Source organism: Polaribacter sp. IC073 (genome assembly GCF_007997075.1).
In the GTDB taxonomy this organism is placed as follows: domain Bacteria; phylum Bacteroidota; class Bacteroidia; order Flavobacteriales; family Flavobacteriaceae; genus Polaribacter.
On record NZ_VORS01000005.1, the window covers coordinates 209,592 to 222,736 of the forward strand.

A 13,145-nucleotide genomic window follows, 5' to 3' on the forward strand; every position below is an offset into this window, starting at 1 on the left:
ATTTTAATTATTTATTAAGTGCGTTTCTACAAAATTAGTCATTTTTGTATATAAATTTAAACGCATATTTTTTCCTTTGTAAATTCCGTGTGTTCTATCTGGTACAATAAACATGTCGAATTGTTTGTTGGCTTCAATTAAAGAGTTTATCATTCGGTAACTATTTTGCACATGTACATTGTCGTCTCCAGTACCATGAACTAACAAGAAATTTCCTTCTAACTTGTCTGCATAATTTACAGGTGAATTCTCATCATAACCCCCAGGGTTTTCTTGCGGAGTTCTTAAAAAACGTTCTGTGTAAACAGAATCATAAAAACGCCAAGAAGTAACTGGTGCAACTGCAATTGCGGTTGTAAAGATATCACTTCCTTTTAAAAGTGAATTGGTACTCATGTGTCCGCCAAAAGACCAACCCCAAATACCAATATTGTTTTCGTCGATATAAGAACGTTCTGCTAATTTTTTCGCAGCAGCAATTTGATCTTCAGTTTCATATTTTACCAAGTTTAAATAGGTAGATTTCTTAAAATCACTTCCTTTAAAACCAGTTCCACGTCCGTCTACACAAACTATAATCATTCCTTTTTGCGCCAACATATTGTGCCAATAATCATTACTTGCATTCCATGTATTCGCCACTTGCTGAGATCCTGGGCCAGAATACTGAAACATCAATAATGGGTATTTCTTGCGTTCATCAAAATCTGCGGGTTTCACCATCCACATATTTAATTCGTTTCCATTAATAGAAATGGTAGAAAATTCTTTCTTACTCATTTTATATGATGCCAACTGTTCTTTTAATTCAGCATTGTCTTTTATAACTTTCAGCATTTCGCCTTCAGCAGTATATAGAGAATAAACTGGCGGAATTTCAGAAGAAGAAAAAGTATTGATAAAGTAATTTAAGTTTTTACTAAAAGAAGCGGTATTTGTTCCTTCTTTAGCACTTAAAGATTTTTTGTTATTTCCATCTAAATCAATAGAATACACACCTCTATTTGTAGAGCCATTTTCTACAGATTGATAATAAATAGTTTTTTTGTCTTTATTATAACCGTAGTAATTGGTTACTTCCCATTTTCCTTTGGTAATCTGATTGATTAATTTCCCAGAGAAATCATAATGATAAATATGATTGAATCCATCTTTTTCGCTGGTCCAAATAAAGCTATTGTCATTTAAAAAAGTAAGATTATCTGTAACATCTACATATGCCTTGTCAGTTTCGTCTAATAATAGAGTTGCGTTATTGTTAAGTGCATTTACTTTATGTAATTTTAAATTATTCTGATGACGGTTTAAAGTTGTTGCTACTAAAGTATTCGCATCATTAGACCATTTAATTCTAGGAATATATTCGTAATCACCTAAAGAAACTTTTTTGGTGTTTTTAGAAGAAACGGTGTACATGTGTAGCGTAACATCTGCATTTTTCTCTCCAGCTTTTGGGTATTTAAAAACTTGCTGATCAGGGTAATTTTTGTTTCCAACCATATCCATAGAAAAAGTAGGAACGTTGGTTTCATCAAAACGTAGAAAAGCTAAATAATTGCTATTTTTACTCCACTCAAAAGCTTGCACAAATCCAAATTCTTCCTCATAAACCCAATCTGTAATTCCGTTTATAATGTAATTTAATTTACCATCTTTAGTAACCTGCGTTAATTTATTACCGTTGGTTACATCTAAAATGTAAATATTGTTGTTTTTAGCGTAGGCTATTTTTTTACTATCAGGAGAAAAAGTAGGTTCCTGAATATCTTCTCCTATTAAGGTTATCTTTTTAGAACCGATATTATAGTAATAGAAAGTACCTGTAAAAGAGCGTCTGTATAATTTTTTAAAATCTGTTCCTAAGATTAAAGAAGATTCTTCTGCACTAAAATTATAAGAAGAAAAAGCCTCTAATTCTTTTAAATTGTTGCTGTTTACAATCGTTTCTACCTTTTCTAAAGTTTTATAACTATATTTATCTACGGTTGTATTTCCCGAAGTATCAGTGTTTAACAAAGAATAGAAATCACCGTTCATCGAGTTTAAAGCATTCATTCCTTCCGGAGAAAAAGTACCGTCCCAAATCTCTTCTAAAGTAACTTCTTTAGTTGCTGGTGTGTCATTAGATGTTATTGGAGTGTTTTCTTTACAACTCATAAGTAATGTTATCGTTGCTAAAATGAAGGTTTTTTTCATTACAGAAATTGTTTTAATAAAAGTTTGTCAAGTTTACGCAAAAATCCGCAAAATATGTTTTAAAAAATGAGAAATCTTGAATATTGTGTTCAGTTTTAATGGATTGATTTATATTTGTTGTTGATAGATTATAGGATAAGAAATGAGTAAGATAATAACGGGTTTTTCTAAGTTTACAAAAGAAGAAAAAATAAATTGGTTGGCAGAAAATTATTTAAAGAATAATTCAACTGCAATCGATATTATAAAGCAATATTGGAATGCTGATGAGAAATTGCAACAATTGCATGACGATTTCATAGAAAATACCATCTCTAATTTCTATCTACCAATGGGCGTTGCGCCAAATTTTTTAATAAATGGTGAAGCATATGCAATACCAATGGTTACCGAAGAAAGTTCTGTAGTTGCTGCAGCTTCTTTGGTTGCTAAGTTTTGGAGTACAAAAGGTGGTTTTAAAACCACCGTTTTTGGGACCACGAAAATAGGGCAAGTCCATTTTATGTTTGCAGGTGAAAAAGCAGACTTAGAAAAGTATTTCAATAAAAATAAAATAGCATTATATGCTGCAACGGCTTCCATCACTAAAAATATGGAAAAACGTGGTGGCGGAATTTTAGATATAAAATTAGTTGATAAAACAGAGAAGCTAGAAAATTACTATCAATTACACATCACCTTTGAAACGAAAGATTCTATGGGTGCGAATTTTATTAATTCTTGCTTAGAAGCAATTGCGACTGAATTTAGAAATGATGAAATAGAAATTGTCATGAGTATTTTGTCTAATTACGTGCCAGAATGTTTGGTAAGGGCAGAAGTGAGCTGTAAGATTGAAGACTTAGGCGTTAAAAATCCGCAAAAATTTGCAGAAAAATTCTACCAAGCAGTAAAAATTGCAGAAATAGAACCTTACAGAGCAGTGACGCATAATAAAGGAATTATGAACGGCATTGATGCGGTAGTTTTAGCAACAGGAAATGATTTTAGAGCTGTGGAAGCTGGCGTTCATGCATACGCATCTCGTTCAGGAAGCTACACAAGTCTGTCTCATTGCACTATTGATAACGGTATTTTTAAATTTTGGTTAGATGTACCTTTGGCGTTAGGAACTGTTGGCGGTATTACTGCTTTGCATCCTTTGGCAAAATTATCTTTAGAAATGTTACAGAATCCTTCTGCTAAAGAGTTAATGGCAATTATAGCAACCGCTGGTTTGGCGCAGAATTTTGCAGCCTTAAGAGCATTAACAACCAAAGGAATTCAGCATGGACACATGAAAATGCATTTACAGAATATTATAAATCAGTTAGGTGCAAATAAAATAGAGAAAGAAAAAATAACAACTTTTTTCGATGGAAAAACAGTTTCACATGCTGCTGTAGTTTCGAAGTTTGAAACATTGAGAAAAGCGAAAGTACATTGGGTAGATTTTACAAATGAAAGTGAAGTGAGAAGTCTATTATCAAATCTAAAAATAGATTCAAAACCTATTTTTGGTAAAATGAACGGACAACAAATGGTAGAACATGTAAGTTTTTTAATGAAGATTTCTAACGGAAAGGTGCCTGCAGATTATTTTGTAGAAGATGAAAAATCTGCAAGGAGAAAGGCTTTCTTAAAGACCGATGGTGAATTGCAAATTGGATTTAAACCAGCCATGTTATCGGAAGAACCTTACCCAGTAAAATTTGCAACAATAAAAGAATCCATAGACGATTTAGTTTTACAAGTGAATGATTTTGAAAAACACTTTAAAACAGTGCAATCAGAAAATCACCCATTTTTTGGTGAATTAGATTTTGAATATTGGCAGAAATTTCATGTAAAACATTTTACGCATCACTTTAAACAATTTGGCTTGGTCTAATGAATTACTACTCAAACGGAAAACTTTTATTAACGGGAGAATATTTGGTCTTAGACGGTGCAAAATCTTTAGCAATACCTACAAAATTTGGTCAAGATTTAGTGGTGGAAAAAATAAAAGAGCCACAATTAATTTGGGGTAGTTTTACACACACTGGCGAATGTTGGTTCGAAGCAGTTTTCGATTTGCCAAAATTACGTTTGGTGAATTGTACTTTTAAATCAGAGAAAGAAGGAAATGCCGAGTTTATTGCAGAAACGTTGTTAGCAATTTTAGAGGAAGCAAAAAGGGTAAATCCTGCTTTTTTAAGTTCAGAAAACGGTTTTGTTGTAAAAACAAATCTTACATTTCCCAGAAATTGGGGTTTAGGAACATCATCAACTTTAGTAAATTCAATAGCAATTTGGGCAAATGTAGATGCGTTTCAATTATTATGGAACTCTTTTAAAGGAAGTGGTTATGATATTGCTTGTGCACAGAATAAGGAGCCAATATTTTATCAAATTCAAGATAAAAAACCTATTGTAAAAGAGGTTGAATTCAATCCTAATTTTAAAGAAAATTTGTTTTTTGTGCATTTGAATCAGAAACAAGATTCTAAGGAAGGCATTGCGAAGTTTAGAGAAAGCGGACGTAATTTCGATAAAGAAATAGCCGCAGTTTCTAGTATTTCTGAGGCGTTTTTAAAAGCAAATTCAATCATAGATTTTAATAAATTAATTGTAGAACACGAACAGATTATTAGTTCGATTATCAAATTAAAACCAGTAAAAGAAACGTTATTCTCTAATTATTTTGGAGAAATAAAAAGTTTGGGTGCTTGGGGGGGCGATTTTGTACTTGTCACAGGAAACGAGGAATCACCTGCATATTTTAAAAATAAAGGATATGAAACCATTCTTTCGTATTCAGAAATGATTTTATAGTAGCTAATTTAGGTCTCGACTGCGCTCGACCTGAGAATGAATATATTAAATGTCTCCTCGAGCGCAGTCGAGAGGTTTTAGAACAAAATAACATGAAGAAAATAGTAATTATTGGAGGTGGAGCAGCAGGGTATTTTACAGCAATTAATGCGAAAGAAAATAATCCTGATTTAGAGATTACTATTCTTGAAAAAGGAAAAGATGTCTTACAAAAAGTGAAGATTTCTGGTGGCGGAAGATGTAATGTTACACATGCGTGTTTTGAGCCTAAAGAGTTGGTGAAGTTTTATCCAAGAGGAGAAAAAGAGTTGTTAGGACCTTTTCATCAGTTTATGACGGGCGATACTTTCGAATGGTTTGACGATCGCGGAGTTCCGTTAAAAATAGAAAACGATAATCGTGTTTTTCCGGAAGCAAATACAAGTCAGGCAATTATAGATTGTTTTCAAAAATCTGTTGATAATTTAGGAATTAAAGTACTAACAAATTGTGGTGTAAACTCTGTTTATCAAGAAGGTGATAAATGGATTGTCAACACCAAAGAGCAAAATTTTGTAGCAGATCAATTAGTGATTGCTGCAGGAAGCTCTAAAAAAGTATGGGAATTGTGCGAAACATTAGATCACTCTATCATAGAACCCGTTCCTTCTTTATTCACGTTTAATATCAATGACAAAAGGTTGGTAGATTTATTAGGAACTTCTGTGCCGAATGCAACAGTAAATATTTCTGGTACAAAATTAGAAGCATCCGGACCTTTGTTAATTACACATTGGGGAATGAGCGGACCTGCTATTTTAAAATTATCTGCTTTTGGTGCACGAATTCTAGCCGACAAGAATTACCAATACAACGTAGAGGTAAATTGGTTGTCGAGACCAACAGACAAAGTTTTAAATGTTTTACTGAATTTAAAAAAGAAAGAACCTAGAAAAACTGTGATTTTAAAATCTCCTTTTACAGAGGTTACAAGAAGATTATGGGAGCGTTTTGTATTGTTTTCAGATATTGATAAAACGCAGAATTGGGCAGATTTAAATAGTGCGCAGTTAGACAAATTAGCAACTCAATTAACAAAAGGAATTTACAATGCAAATGGTAGAACTACTTTTAAAGATGAATTTGTAACGGCTGGTGGAATCGATTTAAAAGAAATTAATTTTAAACGTTTTGAAAGTAAAAAACACAAGAACTTGTTCTTTGTGGGGGAAGTTTTAAATATTGATGCAGTAACTGGCGGATTCAACTTTCAGAATGCATGGACAGGTGGTTTTATTTGTGCGAAAGCTTTGGCAGAGGATTAAAAAGTTTAATTATCGTTAAAAATGTCATTCCGAACGAAGAATGAGGAGGAGTCTAAATTTTAGATAATTCCAATCATTAAGAAGAGCTTCCTCAATCGCCTAAAAAGGCTCATTTCGGAATGACATGTGTTCATTAATTTTAGAAAAATAAAAAAAAATGGCAAGAGCAGAATCAAATGAATTTCCAATAGGAAAAAAAGCACCAGATTTTAGGTTAATAAACACAGTAAATAATACAAACCTTTCTTTATCTGAAGCTAAAGGAGAAAAAGGAACGGTAATTATGTTTATCTGTAACCATTGTCCGTTTGTAATTCACGTAAATTCTGAATTGATAAAAATGGCAAATGAATACCAAACCAAAGGAATTGGTTTTATTGCGATTAGTTCTAATGAAATTGAAAATTACCCACAAGATGCACCAAATTTCATGAAGCAAGTTGCGGAGAATTTAAACTATCCTTTTCCGTATTTGTTTGATGAAACACAAGTAGTAGCAAAAGAATATGATGCCGCTTGTACACCCGATTTTTATGTTTTTGATGCTGATTTAAAAGCAGTTTATCACGGACAATTAGACAACTCTAGACCAGGGAATGGAAAACCGGTTACCGGAAAAGATATTAGAAGTGCTTTGGATAATTTATTGGAGAATAAAGCTATTTTAGAAAACCAGAAACCGAGTGTTGGTTGTGGTATTAAATGGAGGTAGGGTTTCGTTTTCGCTAACGGTTTGTGTATGATTAGTTGCGTGGTTAAGCAACTAAATTAGTAAATAAATCACAGATAGAATATTCCGCAGGAATGTTCGTAAGTCGGCAGTGAACAAGCCATTAATTATACACGGTGTTGTACATAGTTATTTTTTAATTCAACATTTTTCCTTTATTGTCAAACAATTTATAACTTTTATATGAAGTTGATAAGAATGATTTCTTTTCTTCAGTCATTAATTCCTCGAATTTATAACCTAACAACTCAAACCCTTTAGGAATTTCTAAAGTCAATAATTTGTCACTGTTTAGTAAAATGAAACGTACATGTTTTCGATTCGGAAATGATATGTACAAAGAAATCGCATTATTAAAATCCAACGTTGATGTTAATTCTTTTGGCATTTCTTCTGTTATTCTATTTCTATGATTAGCAAATGACTTATTGTTTGTAAACTTTATATATAATTTATTTTCGAGGTTTTTATTGAGGATTTCTTGTAAGAATGGATGGTTTTCAACACGCGATTTTAATTTCTCTTTTTTGTATATAAAATTTTTAAGAGGTGTTGTTTTCTTTCCATTAGACATTGTTAAGTCATATATTATTTTGTTATTAGAATCTTTTTCAACCAATTCTGCTGTCCAACAATCACCACTATAGCTATACGAACTAATATTAGCTACATAAGAAGAAATAATTTCAAAATTATCTAAATCTTTTTTCTCTTTATGCAGTAAATCATAAAGTTGTTTATTTGGATATTCTATTCTTGATTTTATTTCAGTTGGAAGAAACGGAATTAATTTTATAATATTATTTTCTACATTTTTTATTTTAAGACTGTCTTTTAAAAAATATTGATAGTTCTTATAAGTGTTATAAAAATGTAGCTTATTAAATGCATCCATTGATTTGTTGCTAATTATTTCAAGAATTATATTTTCGAAATACTTCTGATATTTTGATTCTAAATTTGCATAAGCTTTTGCTATTTTACTACCATTAGAAAAATAGTGTTTCTGGTTGGTGTTTTGAACCCTTAAATTAGAACCTAATAAAATTTTGTTTAAACTTAGATTTAATTTTGCAAGTTCATTTATGTATGTTTTTCTAGCATTGGATGCAATATTACTATTAGCATTTCTAGAAACATTATCATTCATAACATTTAAGAATGATTTTATAAAAACTCCCCAATTTTGAGTTTGAGATGAAATTGAGGCAATTCTTTTTTGTTGGATTATTGGACCATTATCAAAACTGCAAGAACCAACTTGTTGATTTTGTCTCATTAAGTTCAACGCTCTTTTTTTAGAAATTAATTGAGCAGTAAAGTCTTCTAAATCCCCATTTGAAACTTTGTTTTCTTCAGCATAAGTTAAAGTTTCAAGTAAAAGTTTTTTAAAATGTTTATCATTTCTAAATAAGCTGTCAGAAAATTTTTCTTTTTTTGATTGCCAATCGTTTAATTCCTTTCTTCTAGAAGTATAATCTTGCTCTTTTCTATAAGGAGGTTTGTTAGTCTTTGTTTGGTAATAACTAACCAATGAGTCAATAACTGTTTTTTTGTAGGGACTATAACTATTCGATTTTTTGTTCTTATCGTAAAAAATCGATGTTTCTGGTTTTACAATAATGTCTGTGTAGTATAGCCAATTTGCGTATTCTTCAGGAATATTAATAGATTTAAATTTATTGATTAGATAAAACCCTTGAATGATTGAAGCATCTTTATATTTGCTCCAAGTTTCTTTATGTATTGAATAGAGAAATTTAATGTTACTATTATTTATGGAATCGTTATAGTTTATTTTAATTAGATGACTTTGATTTTGACCTATTTCAAAAGATTTAATTTCTATTTTTTTTTCTTTTTTATAATTGACTCCTATATTTTTGATGATTAATAATTCTCGATCAATTTGAAGGCTTGGGTTTTCCTTAACCAGTTGTTCAAAATCTTCAGCATTGTTTAATGAGTGTAAAAAATCATTTGGTTTTTTTGTGATTATTTTAAAATAGTTAGCTGTTGTTTGAGGTAAGGATTTGAATGATGGAATTTCATTCTCTAGATATGTTTTTTCTAATGATTTAATAATTGAATTGAGTTTAGGAATATCACTCTCATTCACAATTTTGTTTTGCGCATAAATATTATATGAAATCAAAGTTATAATGAATGTGTAGAATGTCTTTTTCATAATTATGTACAACTTTAGACGATTATGTGACGTTTTAATGACCTATAATCGGCGTTAGCTAAGTTATCATTTTTTAGGTTTAGAAACAAAACAAACTATTGTAGAAAAACTATCTTTGAGTTTTAAAACCTTTAAGGCTTCAAGACAAGAAATATGAACATAGAAAACGCACAGAAACAAGTAGACGATTGGATTAAAAATCACGGAGTTCGTTATTTTAACGAATTAACCAACATGGCGCAATTAACAGAAGAAGTTGGGGAGGTTGCACGTATTATTGCAAGACGTTATGGCGAGCAAAGTGAAAAAGAATCGGATAAAAATAAAGATTTAGGCGAAGAATTGGCAGATGTTATGTTCGTTGTCTTATGTTTGGCAAATCAAACAGGCATCGATTTACAAGATGCTTTCGAAAAGAAATTAGATATTAAAACAAAACGCGATCACGATCGCCATCATAACAATCAAAAATTAAAATAGAATGACTTTTTTAGAAAAAACAAAACAACCACTTTTTTGGAATAACTTTGCAAAAGTTGCAATTCCTTTCTTTATCATGGTAACTTTAATTTCCTTATTTATGAATAGCTGGAATGCTATTTTTGCTGGCGATTTTGCAAAAGTAAATGAAGTGAATTTTGCCGACGGAAAATGGATGAGCTTTTGGGGATTGAAAGTTTTTTTAAGTGCTTTTTATGGCTTTTATGTAACCAATAAAAAAATGAAGTAAAAATAAAAAAGCGACTGAAAAGTCGCTTTTTTATTTTTAAGATTTTACAAGTTATTTAGTCTAACTGAATCAAATCAATATCACTTTCTTTCACTTTTCTATTTAACTCTTTTACTCCGTTTGCAAACAAGCCGTTTAGTTTTGCAAGTTCAACATCAATTTCTTTTGTAATTTCATTTTTAAAATCGATTGCTTGCTGTGTTGGTGCATAGTTTCCTATCCTGGTTAACGAGTTTAAATGCGCTAATTTATTATTCAGTCTTATTGGAAAATTTAAGGGATCTTGTCCGCTTTTAGATTTTGTTTGATATAAGGTTTCTTCAATTGTAGTTAGATCTTTTACCAAATCATCTGCCAAGGCTAACAAATCCTTATATTTTTTTGAGTCTTTTATAGATTTCTTTAATACACCAACCTGATTTCTAACTTTTTTCACATTTTTTAATGCTTTATGAATCTCAGTCATTTTTTTATTGATGTCGTTAATAAAATCAAACTGTGCTTTCATATCACTTTCAGTTGCTTCTGAAGTTGGGTTTCTCAAAATATTAAAATTCTGATTCAATTTTTCAGCATTCACGGATAACTCAACTCTGTAAGTGCCTGGTAATGCCATAGGTCCGCTTAAAGAAGCCCACCAAAGAATCATTCCTTCTACAGACTCTGCGCCAGTATACATCATATTCCAATTGAAAATATTATTTCCATCTTCAATTTTTAATTCTTCTTCTTTTTTCTCTTTGTCTGGTTTTGTGCTATATTTTTTGATGAGGTTCTTTTTCAAATCATAAAAAGATAAAGAAATGGTATCCTTTTCATTTTCTTTTTTGATGAAATAACTTACGGCAACGCCACCTGCATGATTTGTACCAGCAGTTCTAGAAATGTTCCCATTTCCGCCACTCATATTATACGCATCTTTTGGTTTGTATAAAACGATATCTTCTTTTAAAGTTGCAGCATTTAATTGGTGTAACGGTGTTAAATCGTCAATAATCCAAAGAGATCTTCCTTGCGTTGCTGCAATTAAATTATCATTTTTAATTGCCAAATCTGTGATAGGTACAATTGGTAAATTTTGTTGAAAAGATTCCCAATGATCTCCATCATCAAAAGAAATATACATTCCTTTTTCTGTTCCCGCGTATAACAACCCTTTTCGCTTAGGATCTGCTCTTAATGCTCTTGAAAAACTTTCTTCTTCAATTCCGTCGACAATTAAAGTCCAAGATTTTCCATAGTTTTCTGTTTTGTAGATGTATGGTTTATAATCTCCAGACTTGTATTTAGTACCTACCACATAAGCACTTCCTTTTATAAACGGATTCACTTCTATACAATTAATCATCATCCATTCTGGCATTTTTTTAGGAGTTACATTGCTCCAAGTTTCACCATTGTTTTTTGAAACATGCACCAAACCATCATCAGAACCCGTCCAAATTAAACCTGGTTCTAAAGCAGATTCTGTTGCAGCAAAGATAGTTCCGTAGTATTCTACACCCGTGTTGTCTTTGGTTATTGGTCCGCCAGAAGAACCTAAGGTTTTCGGGTCGTTTCTTGTTAAATCCGGACTAATCAACGTCCAAGATTGTCCTTCATTTTCGGTAATGTGCAAGTGATTGGAAGCCGCATATAATTTCTTTTTATTATTCGGTGAAAAGAAAATTGGAAAATTCCATTGAAAACGATATTTAAAATCCTCTGCTCCATGTCCCATTGGGTCATCTGGCCAAACATTAACGGCTCTCGTTTCTCCCGTTTTATGATTCATTCTAGTTAACAAACCGCCATAACTTCCACCATACACAATATCGTCATTTAAAGGGTCTACAGCAATATGTGCGCTTTCTCCACCTGCAGTAGAAGTCCAGTCTGACGTTGTAATAAATCTACCGGCAGTTCTGTGAGATATTCTAACAGTAGAATTATCTTGTTGCGCTGCTAAAATTCTGTACGGAAAATGATTGTCTGTGGTAACTCTATAAAATTGTGATGTTGGCTGATTATGCATTGTACTCCAATTTTCTCCTGCATCAAAAGAAACTTGTGCACCACCATCGTCACCAATAATCATTCTTTGGTTGTCTTCAGGTGCAATCCATAAATCGTGATGATCTCCGTGAGGAGCATTATAGGTCGTATATGTTTTTCCGCCATCGGTAGATTTATGATAGCGAACATTTAGTACATATAAAATATTTTCATCTTGTGTATCTGCATATAAACGCGTGTAATACCAAGCTCTTTGTCTTAATTTTCTTTCAGAATTGATCAACTTCCAAGTTTTACCAGCATCTGTAGACTTGTAAACGCCTCCTTTTTTATTTTCTATTAATGCCCAAACAATATTAGAGTTTACGGGTGAAACGGTAACACCACTAATTCCCCAGGTTCCTTCTGGCAAACCTTTATGGGTAGAAATGTTTGTCCAAGTTTCACCTTCATCCGTGCTTTTCCATAGTGCAGAACCATCGCCGCCAGAAGACAAACTATACGGCGTTCTTCTAACATTCCAGGTAGTTGCATATAAAATTCGAGGATTATTTGGGTCTATAATTAAATCGATCACTCCAGAATTTTCATTTGAGAATAATACTTTTTTCCAGTTTTCGCCACCATCAATAGACTTATAAACACCTCTTTCTTGTGTTGGTTTGTATAAATCTCCCATAACACCAGCAAAAACTATATTCGAATTTTTAGGATGAATTCTCATTCTTGGAATGTGACGAGAGTTTTTTAAGCCAACATGTCTCCAAGTTTTTCCTGCATTTTCAGATTTCCAGACTCCGTCTCCAGAAGAAACATTGCCACGAACAGTTTTTTCTCCCATTCCAACATAAATAACATTAGTGTCAGATTCAGAAACGGCAACTGCACCAACAGAACCACCAAAAAAACCATCAGAAATATTCTGCCAGGTATTACCAGCATCATTGGTTTCCCATACGCCACCACCGGTAGCACCCATGTAAAAAAGATTGGCTTTACCAGAAACGCCAGTAACTGCTGCGCTTCTTCCGCCTCTAAAAGGACCAATATTTCTCCATTCTGTGGCACTAAAATATTCGCTAGAAACTTTGGTACTATTTTTTTGTGCATTAACTTTGGCACTTACAGATATAAGTATGCAAATGGCCAGAAAAAGATATTTTTTCATGTTGGTTAGTTGTTTTAAGGTTTAAAAATAAGAAATAA

9 protein-coding genes and 1 pseudogene are annotated in these 13,145 nt (G+C 32.0%); 7 read left to right on the top strand and 3 right to left on the bottom strand.

Annotated elements, in window-relative coordinates:
• Window positions 1-3 precede the first annotated feature (3 nt).
• Window positions 4-2,196: a S9 family peptidase gene (locus ES045_RS09285; RefSeq protein ID WP_189663065.1), complete on the bottom strand. Its 2,193-nt coding sequence runs from the start codon at window positions 2,194-2,196 to the stop codon at window positions 4-6.
• Between the two features lie 142 nt (window positions 2,197-2,338).
• On the opposite strand from ES045_RS09285, the pseudogene ES045_RS09290 reads away from it, so the two are divergent.
• The 5 genes and pseudogenes from ES045_RS09290 to ES045_RS09305 form a co-directional block, all read left to right on the top strand.
• A pseudogene (locus ES045_RS09290) lies at window positions 2,339-3,607 on the top strand (hydroxymethylglutaryl-CoA reductase, degradative); the annotation flags it as partial.
• A gap of 249 nt (window positions 3,608-3,856) precedes the next feature.
• On the top strand, window positions 3,857-4,066 hold the full coding sequence (locus ES045_RS16635) for a DUF1569 domain-containing protein (protein ID WP_223267225.1): 210 nt from the start codon (window positions 3,857-3,859) through the stop codon (window positions 4,064-4,066).
• Window positions 4,066-4,992, top strand: coding sequence for a GYDIA family GHMP kinase (locus ES045_RS09295; RefSeq protein WP_147115754.1), 927 nt, complete (start codon window positions 4,066-4,068; stop codon window positions 4,990-4,992). Before ES045_RS16635 ends, ES045_RS09295 begins: the two co-directional genes overlap by 1 nt.
• Window positions 4,993-5,084: 92 nt before the next feature.
• Entirely contained in the window at window positions 5,085-6,296 is a 1,212-nt protein-coding gene (locus ES045_RS09300; RefSeq protein ID WP_147115756.1) for an NAD(P)/FAD-dependent oxidoreductase, read from the top strand.
• Between the two features lie 157 nt (window positions 6,297-6,453).
• Window positions 6,454-7,008: a thioredoxin family protein gene (locus tag ES045_RS09305; RefSeq protein WP_147115757.1), complete on the top strand. Its 555-nt coding sequence runs from the start codon at window positions 6,454-6,456 to the stop codon at window positions 7,006-7,008.
• A 154-nt stretch (window positions 7,009-7,162) separates the two neighbouring features.
• On the opposite strand, the gene ES045_RS09310 is transcribed toward ES045_RS09305, so the two are convergent.
• Window positions 7,163-9,214, bottom strand: a complete 2,052-nt coding sequence (locus ES045_RS09310; RefSeq protein ID WP_147115759.1) for a hypothetical protein — start codon at window positions 9,212-9,214, stop codon at window positions 7,163-7,165.
• A 153-nt stretch (window positions 9,215-9,367) separates the two neighbouring features.
• On the opposite strand from ES045_RS09310, the gene ES045_RS09315 reads away from it, so the two are divergent.
• Together ES045_RS09315 and ES045_RS09320 are read left to right on the top strand one after the other, a co-directional pair.
• On the top strand, window positions 9,368-9,694 hold the full coding sequence (locus tag ES045_RS09315; protein ID WP_147115761.1) for a nucleotide pyrophosphohydrolase: 327 nt from the start codon (window positions 9,368-9,370) through the stop codon (window positions 9,692-9,694).
• A gap of 1 nt (window position 9,695) precedes the next feature.
• Window positions 9,696-9,944 carry a hypothetical protein gene (locus ES045_RS09320; protein ID WP_147115763.1) on the top strand — a complete coding sequence of 83 codons (249 nt, stop codon included), beginning with the start codon at window positions 9,696-9,698 and terminating at the stop codon, window positions 9,942-9,944.
• A gap of 55 nt (window positions 9,945-9,999) precedes the next feature.
• On the opposite strand, the gene ES045_RS09325 is transcribed toward ES045_RS09320, so the two are convergent.
• A complete protein-coding gene (locus ES045_RS09325) occupies window positions 10,000-13,107 on the bottom strand; it encodes a WD40/YVTN/BNR-like repeat-containing protein (RefSeq protein WP_147115765.1) in 3,108 nt (1,035 codons plus the stop codon).
• Window positions 13,108-13,145 lie beyond the last annotated feature (38 nt).

Coding starts and splice junctions, on each gene's coding strand:
- ES045_RS09310 (WP_147115759.1), bottom strand. CDS start 9,214: ATGAAAAAGACATTCTACACATTCATTATAACTTTGATTTCATATAAT.
- ES045_RS09285 (WP_189663065.1), bottom strand. CDS start 2,196: ATGAAAAAAACCTTCATTTTAGCAACGATAACATTACTTATGAGTTGT.
- ES045_RS09320 (WP_147115763.1), top strand. CDS start 9,696: ATGACTTTTTTAGAAAAAACAAAACAACCACTTTTTTGGAATAACTTT.
- ES045_RS09295 (WP_147115754.1), top strand. CDS start 4,066: ATGAATTACTACTCAAACGGAAAACTTTTATTAACGGGAGAATATTTG.
- ES045_RS09305 (WP_147115757.1), top strand. CDS start 6,454: ATGGCAAGAGCAGAATCAAATGAATTTCCAATAGGAAAAAAAGCACCA.
- ES045_RS16635 (WP_223267225.1), top strand. CDS start 3,857: ATGTTATCGGAAGAACCTTACCCAGTAAAATTTGCAACAATAAAAGAA.
- ES045_RS09300 (WP_147115756.1), top strand. CDS start 5,085: ATGAAGAAAATAGTAATTATTGGAGGTGGAGCAGCAGGGTATTTTACA.
- ES045_RS09315 (WP_147115761.1), top strand. CDS start 9,368: ATGAACATAGAAAACGCACAGAAACAAGTAGACGATTGGATTAAAAAT.
- ES045_RS09325 (WP_147115765.1), bottom strand. CDS start 13,107: ATGAAAAAATATCTTTTTCTGGCCATTTGCATACTTATATCTGTAAGT.